This window comes from Mammaliicoccus sp. O-M54 (genome assembly GCF_022386035.1).
In the GTDB taxonomy this organism is placed as follows: Bacteria; Bacillota; Bacilli; order Staphylococcales; family Staphylococcaceae; genus Mammaliicoccus; species Mammaliicoccus sciuri_A.
The window spans coordinates 104,285-121,970 of the sequence record NZ_JAJNJE010000003.1 but is presented as its reverse complement, the minus strand read 5'-3'; the positions used below and the strand labels follow the sequence as shown (position 1 = coordinate 121,970).

Sequence of the window (17,686 nt, the reverse complement as noted above, 5' to 3'; positions counted from 1 at the left end):
GATTAATAAAACAATCATCCTGATGGGGTGGAGCAATGAAATCTTTTTATTTAAACGAGATTTCAGCTCCACTCTTTTTTTATAAAAATTTACCTATATCAATAGCAATGTAAGTCATAATAATATATGATGAAATTATTATAATAGAGTTAAAAAGGTAGGTTTAGTTGTTGAAACGAGTAAAAAAGAAATCAAAAGAAGAAGCATTTCGCCTATTAATGAATAAACGCGTAAGCCTAATATTGGCAGTAGTCGTCATTTTATTCTCTGTGCTCATTATGCGGTTAGGTTATTTACAAATTGTAAAAGGCGGAGAATACAAGCGTGCGATAGATAGTACAGAATCTATTACAGTTAATGAATCGGTGCCTAGAGGCCGTATATATGATAGAAACGGTAAAGTATTAGTAGACAATGAGTCTAAAAAGGCAATTACATACACGAGAGATAGAAGAACGAGCCAAGATGATATTTTAAAAATCGCTGAAAAACTATCTCACTTAATGAAGATGGATACTTCAAAGATTACAGAACGTGATAAGCAAGATTTTTGGATATTGAGAAATCAAGATGAAGTTCATAAGTTAATGAAAGATGAACAAGCTTTATTCTCAGATGGCAATATTAGTCAAGATGATTATGATAAAGCTTTGTACGACAAAGTGACATCTAAATATACAGATAAATTATCTAAAAAGGATTTACAAATCCTTGCGATATTTAGAGAAATGAATTCTGGATCTCAGCTGAGTCCTGTTGTTATAAAAAATGAAGGTGTTAAAAATGATGAGTATGCAGCTGTATCTCAACATTTATCTGAACTGCCTGGCGTTAATACAACAATGGACTGGGAAAGACGTTATCCTTATGGTGACACTTTAAGAACTTTATTTGGAAATGTTTCAAGTAAAGAAGAAGGTTTGCCTAAAGAGTTAGTGAATGACTATCTCGCGAAAGGATATTCTAGAAATGATAGAGTTGGTAAATCTTACTTAGAATATCAATATGAAGATATTTTAAAAGGCTCTAAGAAGAAAATGAAATATGTCACTGATAAATCTGGGAAAATAACAAGTTCTGAAGTTATTTCACAAGGTTCACGTGGTAACGATTTAGTGTTAACAATCGATATAGATTTACAGAAAAAAGTTGAAGAATATATTGATAAACACATTGAATCATTAAGAAGTAAAGGCGCTACAGATATGGACAGAGTTATGGTTGTTGTCCAAGATCCTAGAAATGGTGATGTATTAGCAATGGCCGGACGTGATATTGACAAAAATGGCAAGATTACGGATAACCATATAGGTAACTTCACGAGTCAATATACAGTAGGTTCATCTGTTAAAGGTGCTACATTACTTACTGGCTACCAAAACGGCGTATTAAATGTTGGCGATACAATGGTCGATGAACCATTAAAATTTAGTGGTGGTTTAACAAAACGATCATACTTTAACCAAAATGGCAGAAAAACAATTACAGATGCTGAAGCTTTAATGCATTCATCAAACGTATTTATGTATAAGACAGCATTGTTATTAGCTGGATCTCCATACAGTAGTGGTATGTCACTACCATCTGATGTAGAACAAGCAGGTATCAAATTACGTAAAGGTTTAAATCAAGTTGGTTTAGGTGTTAAAACAGGCATTGATTTACCAAATGAATCAGCAGGTCAAATTGAACCAATTAAAGATAACCCAGGTAACTACATTGATTTAGCAATCGGACAATTTGATACTTATACACCTATACAGTTATCACAATATGTCGCAACTATTGCGAACGATGGATATAGATTGAAACCACATTTAGCAAAAGAAATTAGAAATTCTACAAATGAAGATTCACTTGGACCTATTAAAAAGACATTTAAAGGTGAAGTGATGAATAAGGTTAATAATAGTGATGCAGAAATAAAACAAGTACAAAAAGGTTTCGATATGGCATTTAATAAGCCAGAAGGAACAGGTTATTCTAGTTTTAATAAAACGGTCGTAAGATCAGCTGGTAAAACAGGTACAGCAGAAGTATTCAAAGATGGTAAACCGAAAGTAAACTCAACATATATTGGATATGCACCTGCTAAAAATCCTGAATTATCATTCTCTATCACATATACAAACCAACCCGTACCAGAACCATGGTTACCAGGTGGGGATTTAGGTCGAGATATTATTAACTATTACTTTAAAGATAGAAAATAACTCAATATAAAGATTGAATCAATATAACATCTCATTTTACTGATTAATTCAGTAGAAATGAGGTGTTATTTTTTTGTTTGTGAATTTGTTTTTCGAGTAGATTACGATTTTGTTTGTGCATGCATAATTACAGTTCTCCGGACTTTTGTAACTAAGGGGTCTATATTAACAGTTCTCCCGACTTTTGTAACTATGGGGGCTCTTATTTACAGTTCTCCCGACTTTTGTAACTATGGGGGCTCTTATTTACAGTTCTTGCGACTTTTGTAACTAATATCCCCATAATAAAACACCATTCTCTTCATTTTTTACATTTTAAAACGTTTTCATACGAAGTTAACACAAAATTTACATTCAATTTATTTGTACTTAATAAAGAAATTGTAAAGTAAAGATGTAATAAAGATTAAGGCGATATTAATTAGGAGGATTTAACATGAAAAAGTGGCAATTAATCGGATCAACAACAGCTTTAAGTTCTGTACTTTTATTAGGAGCTTGTGGTGGGGCAGCTGAAAAATCTAGTTCCGGGGATACTAAATCTTCAGATGATAAAAAATTAAGTGGTGAAGTTAAAGGTGATGGTTCATCAACTGTTGCACCAGTTATGGAAAAAATAAACGAAGACTTCTCAGCCGAGCAACCTGATGTTTCAGTTTCAATTGGTGTATCAGGAACTGGTGGTGGATTTGAAAAGTTCATAGCGGGAGAAACAGACTTTTCAAATGCTTCTAGAGATATTAAAGATGAAGAAAAAGAAAAATTGAAAAAAGCTAAAATAGAATACACTGAGTTTAAAGTTGCTCAAGACGGCTTAACAGTAGCTGTTAACAAAGATAATGACTTTGTTGATGAGTTGAGTATGGATGAATTAGCAAAAATTTATAGCGGCAAAGCAAAAACGTGGAAAGATGTTAATTCAAAATTCCCTGATAAAAAGATCAAAGCATTTTCACCAGACCAATCACATGGTACTTACGACTTCTTTAGTGAAGAAGTATTAGATGAAAAAGATTTACAATCTGAGAAAAATGCTGACACGAATGTCATCGTTAAATCTGTCCAAGATAATAAAGATTCGATCGGATTCTTTGGATATAACTTCTATCAAGAAAATAAAGATTCACTTAAAGCTGTGAAGATTAAAGATGATGGAAAAGCAATAGAACCTACAGATAAAACAGTAAATGATGGTAGCTATCCTTTAAGTAGACCATTATTCGTATATGCGAAAAATAAATCACTAGAAGATAATGATGCGTTTTACGGATTTATGGAATATGTAATTGATAACTCAGCTGATGCTGCTAAAGATGCTGGTTATGTTCCGTTGAAAGATGATGAGTATAAAGAAGATAAAGAAACGTTAGAAAAATTTAAAAAATAATCATTAATAAATTTAAGCAGAGGGCGGTCAGTAATCGCCCTTTTTCAAAATGAAGGAGTTATTTTTATGAAACAACAAACTTCAGTACAAGAATTGATTAAGCAAAATAGCAATAATAAAGGTAAAGTTTTTGCGGATAAAGCTGTTCCCATTATTTTATTGTTAATCGCTTCAGTTTCTGTACTTACAACAATCGGGATATTATTCACACTTGTAACTGAAACAGCAACATTTTTCACGAGAGTGAATCCATTTGAATTTTTATTTACGAAAGACTGGGCACCATTTTCATCTGATCCTAAATACGGTATTTTCGCACTGATTTTAGGAACGTTGAAAGTTACAGCAGTAGCGACAATCTTTGCTGTTCCAGTTGGATTAGGTGCAGCACTATATTTGAGTGAGTATGCTTCTGATAGATCAAGAAGAATTATTAAACCCATTCTTGAAATATTAGCAGGTATTCCGACAATTGTTTACGGATTTTTTGCGTTAACATTTGTAACGCCAATTTTAAGAGGTATATTCCCTGATTTAGGAAGCTTTAACTCAATTAGTCCAGGTTTAGTCGTGGGGGTCATGATTATACCGATGATTACGAGTATGAGTGAAGACGCAATGAGTTCGGTACCTGATTCAATTAAAGAAGGCGCACTGGGATTAGGTGCAACAAAGTTTGAACTTGCAACTAAAATCGTATTTCCAGCGGCTTTATCTGGTATCATCGCATCTGTTGTATTAGCGATATCAAGAGCTATTGGTGAAACAATGATCGTATCTTTAGCGGCAGGTAGTACACCGGATTCAAGCTTTAGTTTAATAGGATCTATCCAAACAATGACAGGATTCATTGTCCAAGTTGCAACTGGAGATGCGACTTACGGATCTGATATTTATTACAGTATTTATGCTGTAGGTTTCACATTGTTTATATTCACATTTATTATGAATATCATTTCACAATGGATTACAAAACGATTTAGAGAGGAGTATTAATATGTCAGAAGTTAATTTAGTTGATCAAACCGTCGTTCGTAAAAAGCTACCGACAAGACTAATGAAAAATAAAGTCATAAAATCAATATTTTTCGTTTGTACATTAATTGGCTTAATCGTATTAGCTATTTTGCTATTTGACATATTTAGAAAAGGTATTCCTTATCTAAGTACAGATTTCTTCACAAACTTCTCATCAACATCACCTGAACGTGCAGGTATTAAAGGTGCTTTAATTGGGACACTTTGGCTCATGATGACAATAGCACCTATATCTATCATTCTTGGTGTTGGTACAGCGATATACATGGTTGAATACGCAAAAGAAAACTGGTTTACGAAATTTATAAGAGTTAATATTTCAAATTTAGCAGGTGTGCCATCAGTCGTATTTGGTTTATTAGGATTAACAATATTTGTACGTGGTGCAGGTATTGAAAACTTATCTCTAGGTAAGACAGTTATTGCAGCAGCATTAACGATGTCACTTATGATTTTACCAATTATTATCGTAGCAAGTCAGGAAGCAATTAAAGCTGTTCCATCATCTATTAGAGAAGCATCATTAGGATTAGGTGGTACTAAATGGCAAACGATTAAAAACATCGTATTACCAGCTTCAATACCTGGTATTTTAACAGGGACAATTCTTGCACTATCAAGAGCACTTGGAGAAACAGCTCCACTTGTTGTAATCGGTATTCCTGCCATATTGATGAAAACACCTAATAGTATATTTGAATCTTTCCAAGCTTTACCAATGCAAATATACAACTGGGCTAAGTTGCCACAAGCAGAATTTCAGTTCGTTTCATCAGCAGCAATTATCGTATTACTCGTAATTTTAATTCTTATGAACTCAATCGCAATCTATATTAGAAATAAATATCAAAGAAAATTATAATAATCAAAATGAAGAGGGGTCATGACTATGACAGACGTAAAAATTAGAGATTTATCTCAAAATATACCTTCAAATGAAATGACAGCAAATCAACAAATAGCAGTAGAAGATAAAAATATTGTTTATAAAACGAATAATTTAGATTTATGGTATGGAGATTTTCATGCGCTTAAAAATATAAATTTAGATATTGCAGAAAATGAAGTGACGGCAATTATTGGACCATCTGGATGTGGTAAATCAACTTATATTAAAACATTAAATAGAATGATTGAATTAATTCCAAGTGTTAAAACATCTGGTGAGATCATTTATAGAGATAAAAACATTTTCGACAAAAAATACAGTGTTGAAGAATTAAGAACGAATGTTGGTATGGTGTTTCAAAAACCAAACCCATTCCCGAAATCAATATATGACAATATTACTTATGGACCTAGAATTCATGGTATTACAGATAAAAAGGTACTAGATGAAATCGTTGAACGTTCATTAAAAGGTGCAGCAATCTGGGATGAATGTAAAGACAGACTAGATAAGAATGCATATGGATTATCTGGTGGACAACAGCAAAGAATTTGTATAGCGAGATGTTTAGCAATTGAACCAGATGTTATTTTAATGGATGAGCCAACTTCAGCACTTGATCCTATTTCAACATTAAAAGTTGAAGAATTAGTGCAAGAATTAAAAACTAAATACTCAATCATTATCGTGACACATAACATGCAGCAAGCAGCTAGAATTTCTGATAAAACAGCGTTCTTCTTAAACGGTTATGTAAATGAGTTCGATCAAACAGATAAAATCTTCTCTAACCCAACAGATAAGAAAACAGAAGACTATATTTCTGGGAGATTTGGATAATATGGTTATTAGAGAAAAATATGAAGATGAATTAAATTCACTCATTAATGATTTATTTGTGTTGGGTAAAGAAGTATACTTTATGATAGAACAATCAATATCTGTATTGAGTGATGAAGATAGAAACAATGCTCGTAATTTAATCAAATACGATAAAAAAATTAACCAAATGGAATATGACATTAATGAAAAAGTAGTTATGCTAATTACAAAGCAACAACCTATAGCGACAGACCTTCGTGTTATGATTTCAGGTTTAAAAATAGCTTCTGAATTAGAGCGAATGGCAGACAATTCTACTAATATTGCTCAAATCAGAAAAAGAGTTAAAATAACAGATTACTTTATACTAACGAGATTAAAAACGATGGGTAAATTGGCTATGCTAATGTTAAAAGATTTAGAAGCGGCAGTTAATGATAAAGATATATTGTTGATAAAAGAAATTATCGATCGCGACAATGATATTGATGATTTATATCGTGAGATTAATAACACGACATATTTAATCGATAACGATCCATTTATTTCTGGTCAAGCACATCTTGCTGCAAGATACTTAGAAAGAATAGGAGACCACATCACGAATATCAGTGAAAGTTGCTATTATTATATAACTGGTGAACACTATGAACCTATTGAAAAATAGTACTGGAATTATATAAGCATAGATGGTATTATAATAAGGTCGTATATTAATTGAAATAAGAATAGGAGGGTTCATCATGCGCGTAAATGTAACTTTAGCATGTACTGATTGTGGTGAAAGAAACTACATCTCTAAAAAGAATAAACGTAACAACCCAGAGCGTATTGAAATGAAAAAATATTGTGCTCGTGACGGTAAACACACTCTTCATAGAGAAACAAAATAATAAAACGAATAAAAACACATTCCATTATACGGGAATGTGTTTTTTTAATACCTTTAAAGGTTGTACGACTACCTATCACAATAATTCTTGTGTTATCATATTATGTGTAACTGATAAAAATTTAATCAATATTTGGAAGTGTTAAATTCATGTCAAACAAGAAAAATTTAAGAAAAGAAATATTGAATTTAATGAGAAATCAAGACATATCTCAAAAAGAACAATATGATTTAAATTTAAAAGAACAATTATTTGAACATAACAATTTTAAGCAAGCCAATTCAATTGCTATCGTTATGAGTATGGATCATGAAGTCAATACGATACCTATTATTGAACATCTTTTAAATATAGGTAAGAAAGTATTCGTACCGAGAACCAATTACGAAACGAAACAAATGGAATTTCAGCGAATACTTGATTTGAATTCCATTGCAATTGATCAAAAAGGCATTAAGTATGTTAATCAAGAAACTGAAATTAGTGATGATATTGATTTAATTATTGTACCTGGTGTTGTATTTAATCAAGCTGGTTATCGAATAGGCTATGGTGGAGGGTATTATGATAAATATTTATCTCGTTATAATGGACATACAATAAGTTTGTTATATCCTTTTCAGTTAAGAAACTTTGATGCTGAATCACATGATATACCAGTTGATGAAATGTTGACACCAAATGATATATATGGAGAAGAATAGATGGATAAAACAAAACAAATGTGGAAGTCGATATATTATTTAGTCTACACTGAAGGCTACAAAATAATATCGATTGATGAAGAAGAAGCAGAAATATGGTTGACCCATGAATCTAAAAAAATTGTCAAAAGATTTATACATAAGACGCCTACACATCAAGAAGTTGATTTTGACTTAGAAAAAATCACTGACCATTTAGGTGACTTAATTGATAGTATAGGGTTTAGTTTTGAACAATTAGATGTTTTTTATATTACCGAAAAAGAGATAGATTTCACTGAATTTAATCATACTAAACGACCTAAAATTAGATATCATGCTTTATATGAGCTTGGTGATTTTGAGAAAGTATCTCATCACTTCGTAACGAAACATCAAATTAAACGTAATAGAACAAATCCTGTTACGACATATAAAAACAAATTATTGAATGCGAGCTTTATTGATAGCTTTATGCTTAAGTTTTCACCGGTAACATACTTTTTAGTAGCTGCTAATGTAATTGTATGGCTGTCTTTAGTTTTAATTTTTAATCATTTTGGCCAAATTAATTTAGTCGATTACGGCGGACTTGTGCACTTCAATGTAGTACACGGTGAATGGTACCGTTTATTAACGTCCATGTTTATACACGCGAATTTTACACACTTAATGATGAATGTATTTTCGCTTATTATATTCGGTAAACTGATTGAAGGTGCATTAGGGTCCATTAAAATGTTCACCATTTATTTCATATCAGGTCTATTTACAGGTATTGTATCGCTTAGTATAGATACACAATCTATTTCAATTGGTGCAAGTGGTGCCATTTTCGGATTAATTGGTGCATTTATTGTGTATTTATTTACACGTAAAAATATTAATAAACAATTTGTATTACAAACATTTATCGGTATTGTGATTATTTCGTTATTAGCATTGTTTATTAATAATGTGAACCACTTTGCCCATTTAGGTGGATTTGTTGGCGGGGCAATCTTAATGTTTATCATGTACAAATGGATGGAACATGATAAATTCAAACTTTATTATATTACTGCCTTTATAGTGATCATCATCATTTTGATCGTTATCATCTTTAACAGACAACAACATTATATATATGATGAATTAACGAAAGATGCTATGAATAACGGTGATTTTGATAGAGCAGAAACTATGGTAAAGCAAATTAAAGAAAAGAACTTCGAGTCGGATGAGACATATATTTTAAGTGGCTTAATCGTAGCGAATAATACATCTTTGAATGAAGCGATACTAGAATGGGAAAGAGGCTTAAAAGTTTTTCCTAATTCAGCTAAATTAAATTACCAATTAGCTTTAGGTTATAGAGCAAAAGATGACTATGATAAAGCAAATAAGTTTATTAATAAGGCCATAAAGCTTGATAAAAAGAATAAACATTATGCAGCATTAAAAGATGAAATTGATGCGTTTAGGAGTTAATTTTATGAATAATTTATACGACGTACAACAATTACTTAAAAAATTTGGTTATATTATTTATTTTAAAGATGAAGAAGATCAACTAGAAATGATGGAACAAGAAATAAAAGCTATGTATCAATCTATGCTTATTGATAAAGAAACATTTTTACAAGCAAGACTTATTATAAATCAGAGAAGGATTGAGAAAAAATGACACATATTTTATCAGCTGATATTGGTGGTACGACTTGTAAATTAGGTATTTTTGATCGTTCACTAAATATCGAAGAGAAATGGGAAATTTCAACGAATAAAACTGGAGAAGGCATATTAGAGAATATATATGATTCATTCGTTGTCCATCTGAATAGAAAAGATATCGATATCAAGAACATTATCGGTATGGGAATCGGTGTACCTGGCCCAATTGATTTTGAAAATGGTATCGTCAACGGTGCTGTGAATTTAAATTGGACTGGTAACATTGAAGTTAGAAAACATATGCAACAATATTTTGATGGACCAATTTACGTAGATAATGATGCGAATGTGGCAACTTTAGGAGAAAAATTTAAAGGCGCTGGCCAAAATGAAAGTGATGTTGTTTGTATGACGCTAGGAACAGGTGTAGGCGGCGGCATTGTTTCAAATGGGGAATTAATTCATGGCCATAATGGTTCAGGCGCTGAAATAGGTCATTTCTTAGTAGACCAAAAGAAGAGATTTCAATGTAATTGTGGTATGAAGGGCTGTCTTGAAACGGTTGCTTCTGCTACAGGTGTCATTAATTTAGTGCATCATTATTATCCAAATATCAATATGAAATCAAGTATTCATGACTTAATAACAGGTAAAAATGTAACAGCTAAAGACGTATTTGATGCTGCAAAATCAGGAGATGAATTCAGTTTATTTATCATTGATAAAGTTGCTGGTTACATAGCTTATGCTGCAAGTGTTGTTAGCGTCATGACTAACCCTAAATATATTATAATTGGTGGTGGCGTTAGTAAAGCCGGTGATATTCTTATCCAATTTATTAAAAAGCATTATGAAAAAATGACATTTAAACCTGCACAAGATGGTACAAGCATCGTAGTAGCACAACTAGGTAACGACGCAGGTATCATCGGTGCAGCTGGTCTAATTAAGACATATGTAATAGAAAAGGAGAATGAATAATGGCAATAGTTGACGTAGTCGTAATACCAGTGGGAACAGAAGGACCTAGTGTGAGTGAATATATTGCAGATATTCAATTGATCTTAGAAAAGCATAAAGAAGCAGGTACAATTGATTATCAATTAACACCAATGAATACGCTTATTGAAGGTGATTTAAAAGATTTACTTGAAATTATTCAAGAAATTCATGAAAGTCCATTCAATAAAGGATTAGACAGAGTTTGTACAAATATCCGAATTGATGATAGAAGAGATAAGTCTAGAAAAATGAACGATAAATTAGATTCTGTTAATAAACATTTGAACAAATAAAAAAAGACGAGTGTAAACTCGTCTTTTCTTTAATGATGTAAAATTGGATAACCGTATGTAAAGATTGTAGCTAATGAGAAGAACCCAAAAGATACTACAGTTATTGCACCAAAAAGAATGCCCAAAATATTTTTGTTTTTGAATGCTGAAATTAAACCAAATATAGCTAGAATAAAAACAGCTAGCATTAATAATGAGAAAATATTAACACCGATATGGATTTTTACTCCAAATAACTCAAATAGTTCCCCTGTGTCGATAAATGGCATTCCAATACCCCCAATACAAATTTCTTTTATTATCATATTAATTGTATAATTAATATGTGGTTTTGTCGAGATACTTTTTAAAAGAGGAGGAAATAAAATGCAAGTACATAGTTTTTCATTAGGAATTGTAGAAACAAATTGTTATATTCTCGAAGGTGAAAACGAATTACTCGTGATAGATCCGGGAGATAATGGCGAGTTTTTAAATAAACAAATTAAACAATATAATAAAAAGGTGAGTGCTGTATTATTAACACACGCTCATTTTGATCATATAGGTGCAGTAGATGATGTCGCAAATGAATTTGATGTGAAAGTATATGTACATCCTGAAGAAAAATCGTGGCTAACAGATACAGAGAAAAATGGTTCTAAAAAATTTGCAATGTATCAATTGCCACAAGTGGTTCAACATACTGTTCCACAAATAATGGAACCTGGAGAATATGAGATTGGCGAATTTAAATTTGAAGCGATCCATACACCAGGACATTCACCGGGTAGTTTATCATTTGTATTTGGCGACTTTGCTATAGTAGGTGATACTTTATTTAAAGGTGGAATTGGCAGAACGGACTTATATAAAGGTGATACAAAAACATTATTGAATTCAATTGAAGATAAGTTGTTAGAACTAGATCCAAATACAACTATTTTCCCAGGTCACGGACCGGAGACAACAATAGCAGATGAAGAAATGACAAATCCGTATTTAAATGGATTTAATTAAAAAAAGCATTACACGTTTGTGTAATGCTTTTTTTAATGATGTGCTCCAAAACTTGGCTCTAATAAGAATGTAGAATAATATGTAAATCCAACAAAACATAATACTAAATAAATTGCGAATATATACATATACATTCTTTCTGTTAATTTTAAGTATCCCAACAATACGAAAAATCCAGTTTGTGCTAAGAAGAAATATGCCATCATGTCCATACCACCGACATAAAACATCGTAGCAAAAATAGCAGTCCAGAAGCCTAGAGTTTTATAAACTTTATCCATCTTCTTAAGAACCCCCTCTGTGTTTACTTTCTTATTCATATTTAATTATAAAGTTACTCTATACAAAAGTAAATAGCATTTTAACGCAAATTCATAAGCATTAAACAAGTAATTTAGCTAATTGGAAGCGTTTATATATATTAGGAGGAGATTATGGAGAAATTATTTAAGTCAATTATTAACGATGCTGTTAATTCAAATGCGAGTGATATTCACTTTGTACCTTTAAACGATGATAAAGTCTTTGTTCAAATGAGGATAAATGGCGATAATACACCTTATGATTTAAATCTAGACTTTAAATTGTATAGTAGGCTACTCATTTATATGAAATTTATCGCGCATCTTGATGTAAGTGAACGTAATAAAGCACAAAGCGGTCAATATCTATATGAACATGACATTCATTATTACTTAAGAATTTCTACAATACCAATAAGTTTAGGAATAGAATCTAGTTCCATTAGAATAACCCCTCAACATTTTAATCACTCACATGGAAAATTAGAAGATCAATCATATATCGTTCTACAAAATAGAATGTATCAATCAGAGGGGTTATTTCTATTTACGGGGCCAACAGGATCAGGTAAGACGACATTAATGTATGAATTGATGTATGCGTTAAAGAGAGAGAAGAATAAACATATTATTACGATTGAAGATCCTGTAGAACAAACATTAAATGGCATTGTCCAAGTTTCAGTCAATGAAAAAGCTAACATAACTTATCAACAATCCTTTAAAGCTATTTTAAGATGTGATCCTGACGTTATTATGATTGGGGAGATAAGAGATGATGTTACTGCTAAGCAAGTTATTCAGGCAAGTTTAAGTGGTCATTTAGTTCTTTCAACTATGCATGTGAGTGATACAATCGGGGCAATCCACCGACTAATTGAACTAGGTGTAACAGTCGAACAAATTAAACAAGGTATTTCATGTATCACGAACCAACGTCTTGTGAAGAAAAATGATGAAACAAGAACATTAGTTATGTCTTATATTTTTAAAGATGACATTATTAAATATATGGAGAATGATTATGAAACGTAAGAAAAATGTATTAAAAAAAGACCAAGTATTATATTTAACACGACTGTTAGATATGTTGAAACAAGGTTTCACTTTACTAGAAGCTATTCAATTACTGTCTGATCAATTCATACAACTTAAAAAGCATAATTTAAATACGACTGCTTGTGAAATTGTTAAAGAGACTGGTCAATTACATGAAATACTTAAACTGTTTAATTATCCGCAAGTCATTATTACTCAAATATACTTTGGTGAACAATATGGTAATTTGAATGAAACGTTAGAACACTCTATTCTATATTTAAAAAAGATTGAACAAGTTAAACAAAGATTTATAAAAACAATTCAATATCCCGCTTTATTATTCAGCATCTTTTTTATGTTACTCGCTGTTGTGAATCAAACCATTATTCCTCAATTCACAGAAATTTATGCTTCAATGAATGTAGAAATTTCTACTTCGTTACGTATTATCACGACAATATTTTCTTATTTACCAATAACCATTTTAGCGTTAGTCCTCATTTTATTCCTCGTTTATCTTATCAGTTATATGAATTTTATGGATAAAGAAATGGCTCGTAAATTAGCTATATATAAGAAAATTCCAATCATCAATCGTTACATTACGATGTATAACTCATATCGTATATCTAGAGATTTTTCCTTTTTTATTCAAAATGGTATTACCCTTACTAAAATTATTGAAATATATATGTTGCAAACTAAAGATGACTTTTTGAAATATATTGGACATTCCATCAATCAATCATTAGTTTCTGGTATGACATTTCCAAATTCAATTAAGAAGTTAGGGTGCTTTGAATCTAATTTTATACACTATATCAATCACGGAGAAAATAAATCTAAATTAGATTTAGAACTTTATTATTACAGTCTTTTTATGCTAGACACATTAGAGAAGACTTTTTTAAAACATCTCAAATGGATACAACCAGTAGTATTTGGTGTTCTAGCTTTATTAATCGTAACGCTATATCTAATAATTATTCTACCGATGCTGCAAATGGTAGAAGGTATAAAGTGAAAGGAATGTTTTAAAATGAAAAGATTTAAATTTTTAAGTAAAAAAGAAGGATTTACATTGGTTGAGATGCTAATTGTCCTTTTAATCATAAGTATATTATTGGTGATCATCATACCAAACATAAGTAAGCAATCAGAGACGGTAAAAAGTACTGGATGCCAAGCTCAAGTGAAAATGGTTGCTGGACAAGTAGAAGCTTATACATTGAAACACGACGCTAAACCAAATTCTATAAATGATTTAGTAAGTGATGGTTATATTAATCAAAAGCAACTGACATGTAAATCAGGTGAGACAATTACACTTGAAAATGGTGAAGTTGTTGCACATTAATGATAATAAAGGTTTTACGCTGGTGGAAATGATTATTGTTCTATCGATCATCAGTATTATCTTTATGGTGACAATGTATTTATCTGTAAACGCATTGGCAAGTAGTGGATTAAATAATGGCATAGATGATTTTGAAACGAAGCTAGAGTTTTTAGAAACGAAATCTCTATCTCAAAAGCAACCTATATTAGTTTGGTTTAAACCTAATTCAGATAAAATATTTTATCAAATTGAGAAGAATCAGATTCAAACCATTTCACTCTATAAAGGTCGTATTTCTAAAAATAATGAGTTTACGACATTAGTTTTTGATGGAGAGGGGAATATTAACCAATTTGGTACTTTAAAAGTGGAATTTAATGAAAGAAAGTATCATGTTATTTTTCGCATCGAGAAAGGGAGATATAGAATTGTTGAAACGACATGATGGGTATGTGTTTATAGATTTTATGTTGTCAATTTTTATCATAATGTTACTGAGTGGGACATTACTTCCTTTAGTTTCAACATTAAATGAAAATATCACTCGTGAACACTATAGAATAAAGCTTTATCAAATGCTTTATCAAACAGTACAATCAAAATCTAACGAACCAAAATATGATGTAAAGAGATATAAATATTTAGAGTTTAATACAAAAGTTTGTATGAAAGATGAATTAAAAAATGAAAAAATATGTATTGAAAAATAGTAAAGGCTTTACGATGATAGAAATGCTACTGTCGTTATCATTTTTATTAATTATATTGGCATTAATTCCATTGCTCATTAAGAGTCTTTATTTGTTTAAAGATAATGCAATGGATCATACGCATTTTGAATTGATGATGTTTAGAAAAGAACTCTCCGATGAAATAAAAGAAAGTACTATAAAATTAGACAATGCTCAAAACAGGATTAAATTCATAAATGAAACACGTTCTACAGAATTCACATTATTAAATGGAAAGATAATAAAAACTATAAATGGTCGCGGAAACATCACTTTAATTAATAATGTGAAGACTTTTCAAGTAGATAAGATATCTAACGAAACATTTAAAGTATTTATTATAATAAGAAAAGGCGATAAAGAATTACATGAAGAAATTTATTTCTAACGATGCTGGTTTTATTTTACCGTTACTACTTGGGATATTATTTATTTATAGTTCCTTTTTGTCATTTTACTTAGTACAATATAGCTTTAAGCTTAATACTTATCACAATTTAGAACAATACTATATACGTGAAATAAAAATAATGATAAATAAATAATTTTAAGCTTTTTATTTTCTGAATAATGAGATAGAATAAAGTTTAAGTTGAAATGAAACAACTGAGGAGTAGATTTAATGTCAATCGTATTAATTGGATTTATGGGTGTTGGCAAAACAACTATCGGAAATTTGTTGAGCGAACATTATGATAAAAGTTTAGTAGATATAGATACTTATATCGTTGAAACAACTCAATTACCAATCCCACAAATTTTTGAAAAATATGGTGAAAAACATTTTAGAGATTTAGAGTATCAAGCTTTAAAAAAATGGATTGACCAAGATGTGATTATTTCAACTGGTGGCGGTATTGTAGAATCGGAATTATGCAAAGAATTATTAAAGCAAAATGACAATACTTTTTGGTTAAAATGTGATGTCGAAATTCTATTTAATAGAATTAATCATGATAACAACAGACCAAATGCTAACGGAAAGTCATTAAATGAATTAAAAACCTTGTATTCAAAACGAGAATTAAGTTATAATGAAATCGCATTCAAGCATATTGATGCTAACAGACCTAGAGAAGTAGTTGCAAGTGAGATTATTGAATCTCTATAAGCTTAAATATTTGCGAATGATCAAAGTTAGAGAGAATGAATGATATATTCATCGCCGAAGGAGCAAGCCAGATTTGAGTGAATCTCTCAGGCAAAAGGATAACTTTGTGACGCATTCCTGAAGAGCACTTCAACAGGGTAGCGAAAGCTACCCTGTTTTTTTATTATACATATTCAGAAGGGGAGAGTTATGATGACGACAGATTTAAAACAAACACCTTTGTATCAAACTTATATAGATCAAGGTGCTAAAGTAATTGATTTTTCTGGATGGGCTTTACCAGTCCAATTTTCAAGTATTAAAGAGGAACACAATGCAGTAAGAAATAATGTTGGTATTTTTGATGTGAGTCACATGGGTGAAATTCTCGTTACAGGTGAAGAAGCGGATCAGTTTATTCAATACACTTTAACGAATGATTCAACATTATTAACGGATAGTAAAGCTCAATATACAACGCTATGTAACCAAGATGGCGGTGTAATTGATGATTTAGTTGTTTATAAATTAGACGACAAAGTTTATTTCTTAGTTGTCAATGCAGGTAATACAGATAAAGACTTCGAATGGTTAAAATCAATTAAAGATTTTAATGTAAATGTTGAAAATAAATCTTCTGAATATGGCCAATTAGCAATCCAAGGTCCAGAAGCACGCGAACTAATTCAAAAATTAGTCAGTGATGATGTATCAGAAATGAAAATGTTTGAATTTAAACAAAATGTAACACTATTCGGGAAAGAAGTTATATTATCTCAATCTGGTTACACAGGTGAAGATGGTTTCGAAGTTTATTGTGATGCTGCAGACACTAAAGCAATTTGGGATGGATTTATAAACGAAAATGTTGTTCCATGTGGTCTTGGTGCACGTGATACTTTAAGACTTGAAGCTGCTTTACCATTACATGGTCAAGATTTATCTGAACAAATCACACCATATGAAGCTGGCATTGGCTTTGCAGTTAAACCATTAATTGAAGATGACTTTATTGGCAAAGATGTATTGAAAGCTCAAAAAGAAAATGGTGCGCCAAGAAAATCAATCGGTATAGAAATGATTGATAAAGGCATACCGAGAACAGATTATGCAATTCTAGATACTGATGGTAATGAAATTGGTTATGTAACTTCTGGAACTCAGTCTCCATCAACTGGCAAATCAATTGCTATGGGATTAATTGAGAAGGGTGCATTTGAATTAGATAAAGAAATTTTAATACAAGTTAGAAAAAGACAAGTAAAAGCTAAAATTGTTAAAAAATCATCATTTAAATCATAGGAGTGAATA

At 31.0% G+C, this 17,686-nt stretch carries 23 protein-coding genes and 1 riboswitch; of the genes, 21 read left to right on the top strand and 2 right to left on the bottom strand.

Annotated elements, in window-relative coordinates; genetic code table 11:
• The first annotated feature begins 167 nt into the window (after window positions 1-167).
• The 12 genes from LQ673_RS06520 to LQ673_RS06465 all read left to right on the top strand — a co-directional run bounded on the left by LQ673_RS06520 (window position 168) and on the right by LQ673_RS06465 (window position 10,873).
• On the top strand, window positions 168-2,213 hold the full coding sequence (locus tag LQ673_RS06520; protein ID WP_126477514.1) for a peptidoglycan D,D-transpeptidase FtsI family protein: 2,046 nt from the start codon (window positions 168-170) through the stop codon (window positions 2,211-2,213).
• Between the two features lie 436 nt (window positions 2,214-2,649).
• Window positions 2,650-3,600, top strand: coding sequence for a PstS family phosphate ABC transporter substrate-binding protein (locus LQ673_RS06515; protein WP_037588292.1), 951 nt, complete (start codon window positions 2,650-2,652; stop codon window positions 3,598-3,600).
• A 66-nt stretch (window positions 3,601-3,666) separates the two neighbouring features.
• The gene (gene pstC / locus LQ673_RS06510; RefSeq protein ID WP_037588290.1) at window positions 3,667-4,596 is read left to right on the top strand and encodes a phosphate ABC transporter permease subunit PstC; all 930 of its coding nucleotides are present in this window, start codon (window positions 3,667-3,669) and stop codon (window positions 4,594-4,596) included.
• A 1-nt stretch (window position 4,597) separates the two neighbouring features.
• Window positions 4,598-5,500 (top strand): phosphate ABC transporter permease PstA, encoded by a 903-nt coding sequence (pstA, locus tag LQ673_RS06505; RefSeq protein ID WP_025904173.1) that lies wholly within the window; start codon window positions 4,598-4,600, stop codon window positions 5,498-5,500.
• Window positions 5,501-5,578: 78 nt separating this feature from the next.
• Entirely contained in the window at window positions 5,579-6,367 is a 789-nt protein-coding gene (pstB, locus tag LQ673_RS06500; RefSeq protein ID WP_232174216.1) for a phosphate ABC transporter ATP-binding protein PstB, read from the top strand.
• A gap of 1 nt (window position 6,368) precedes the next feature.
• Window positions 6,369-7,016, top strand: a complete 648-nt coding sequence (gene phoU / locus LQ673_RS06495) for a phosphate signaling complex protein PhoU (RefSeq protein ID WP_049318772.1) — start codon at window positions 6,369-6,371, stop codon at window positions 7,014-7,016.
• A 76-nt stretch (window positions 7,017-7,092) separates the two neighbouring features.
• The gene (gene rpmG, locus LQ673_RS06490) at window positions 7,093-7,242 is read left to right on the top strand and encodes a 50S ribosomal protein L33 (RefSeq protein ID WP_016911879.1); all 150 of its coding nucleotides are present in this window, start codon (window positions 7,093-7,095) and stop codon (window positions 7,240-7,242) included.
• A gap of 149 nt (window positions 7,243-7,391) precedes the next feature.
• Window positions 7,392-7,946 carry a 5-formyltetrahydrofolate cyclo-ligase gene (locus LQ673_RS06485; protein WP_126477513.1) on the top strand — a complete coding sequence of 185 codons (555 nt, stop codon included), beginning with the start codon at window positions 7,392-7,394 and terminating at the stop codon, window positions 7,944-7,946.
• Entirely contained in the window at window positions 7,947-9,395 is a 1,449-nt protein-coding gene (locus tag LQ673_RS06480) for a rhomboid family protein (RefSeq protein WP_191835611.1), read from the top strand.
• Window positions 9,396-9,399: 4 nt separating this feature from the next.
• Complete coding sequence (locus LQ673_RS06475; RefSeq protein ID WP_078099923.1) at window positions 9,400-9,591, top strand: YqgQ family protein; 192 nt, start codon at window positions 9,400-9,402, stop codon at window positions 9,589-9,591.
• Window positions 9,588-10,559 carry an ROK family glucokinase gene (locus LQ673_RS06470; RefSeq protein ID WP_126477511.1) on the top strand — a complete coding sequence of 324 codons (972 nt, stop codon included), beginning with the start codon at window positions 9,588-9,590 and terminating at the stop codon, window positions 10,557-10,559. The genes LQ673_RS06475 and LQ673_RS06470 overlap by 4 nt, the downstream gene beginning before the upstream one ends.
• The gene (locus LQ673_RS06465; protein ID WP_048539720.1) at window positions 10,559-10,873 is read left to right on the top strand and encodes an MTH1187 family thiamine-binding protein; all 315 of its coding nucleotides are present in this window, start codon (window positions 10,559-10,561) and stop codon (window positions 10,871-10,873) included. The genes LQ673_RS06470 and LQ673_RS06465 overlap by 1 nt, the downstream gene beginning before the upstream one ends.
• A gap of 29 nt (window positions 10,874-10,902) precedes the next feature.
• On the opposite strand, the gene LQ673_RS06460 is transcribed toward LQ673_RS06465, so the two are convergent.
• Window positions 10,903-11,142: a DUF2759 domain-containing protein gene (locus tag LQ673_RS06460; protein ID WP_016911885.1), complete on the bottom strand. Its 240-nt coding sequence runs from the start codon at window positions 11,140-11,142 to the stop codon at window positions 10,903-10,905.
• Between the two features lie 97 nt (window positions 11,143-11,239).
• Between LQ673_RS06460 and LQ673_RS06455 the strand changes: the two genes are divergently transcribed.
• Window positions 11,240-11,872, top strand: coding sequence for an MBL fold metallo-hydrolase (locus LQ673_RS06455; protein WP_126477510.1), 633 nt, complete (start codon window positions 11,240-11,242; stop codon window positions 11,870-11,872).
• A 32-nt stretch (window positions 11,873-11,904) separates the two neighbouring features.
• Here the strand turns inward: LQ673_RS06455 and LQ673_RS06450 are convergent, their stop codons facing one another.
• Complete coding sequence (locus LQ673_RS06450) at window positions 11,905-12,153, bottom strand: DUF2626 family protein (protein ID WP_025904960.1); 249 nt, start codon at window positions 12,151-12,153, stop codon at window positions 11,905-11,907.
• Between the two features lie 153 nt (window positions 12,154-12,306).
• Between LQ673_RS06450 and comGA the strand changes: the two genes are divergently transcribed.
• The 8 genes from comGA to gcvT all read left to right on the top strand — a co-directional run bounded on the left by comGA (window position 12,307) and on the right by gcvT (window position 17,677).
• Window positions 12,307-13,209, top strand: a complete 903-nt coding sequence (comGA, locus tag LQ673_RS06445) for a competence type IV pilus ATPase ComGA (RefSeq protein WP_239745022.1) — start codon at window positions 12,307-12,309, stop codon at window positions 13,207-13,209.
• A complete protein-coding gene (gene comGB / locus LQ673_RS06440; protein ID WP_126477508.1) occupies window positions 13,199-14,239 on the top strand; it encodes a competence type IV pilus assembly protein ComGB in 1,041 nt (346 codons plus the stop codon). Before comGA ends, comGB begins: the two co-directional genes overlap by 11 nt.
• A gap of 15 nt (window positions 14,240-14,254) precedes the next feature.
• Window positions 14,255-14,572 (top strand): competence type IV pilus major pilin ComGC, encoded by a 318-nt coding sequence (gene comGC, locus LQ673_RS06435; RefSeq protein WP_037588275.1) that lies wholly within the window; start codon window positions 14,255-14,257, stop codon window positions 14,570-14,572.
• On the top strand, window positions 14,550-14,999 hold the full coding sequence (gene comGD, locus LQ673_RS06430) for a competence type IV pilus minor pilin ComGD (protein ID WP_126477618.1): 450 nt from the start codon (window positions 14,550-14,552) through the stop codon (window positions 14,997-14,999). Before comGC ends, comGD begins: the two co-directional genes overlap by 23 nt.
• Window positions 14,983-15,264, top strand: a complete 282-nt coding sequence (gene comGE, locus LQ673_RS06425; RefSeq protein WP_126477507.1) for a competence type IV pilus minor pilin ComGE — start codon at window positions 14,983-14,985, stop codon at window positions 15,262-15,264. The genes comGD and comGE overlap by 17 nt, the downstream gene beginning before the upstream one ends.
• Before the next feature lie 13 nt (window positions 15,265-15,277).
• Window positions 15,278-15,673 (top strand): competence type IV pilus minor pilin ComGF, encoded by a 396-nt coding sequence (locus LQ673_RS06420; protein ID WP_239705292.1) that lies wholly within the window; start codon window positions 15,278-15,280, stop codon window positions 15,671-15,673.
• 234 nt (window positions 15,674-15,907) lie between these two features.
• Window positions 15,908-16,396: a shikimate kinase gene (locus LQ673_RS06415; protein ID WP_037588260.1), complete on the top strand. Its 489-nt coding sequence runs from the start codon at window positions 15,908-15,910 to the stop codon at window positions 16,394-16,396.
• Between the two features lie 16 nt (window positions 16,397-16,412).
• A riboswitch (glycine riboswitch) is annotated at window positions 16,413-16,508 on the top strand.
• Window positions 16,509-16,588: 80 nt separating this feature from the next.
• Window positions 16,589-17,677 carry a glycine cleavage system aminomethyltransferase GcvT gene (gene gcvT / locus LQ673_RS06410; protein WP_126477617.1) on the top strand — a complete coding sequence of 363 codons (1,089 nt, stop codon included), beginning with the start codon at window positions 16,589-16,591 and terminating at the stop codon, window positions 17,675-17,677.
• Window positions 17,678-17,686 lie beyond the last annotated feature (9 nt).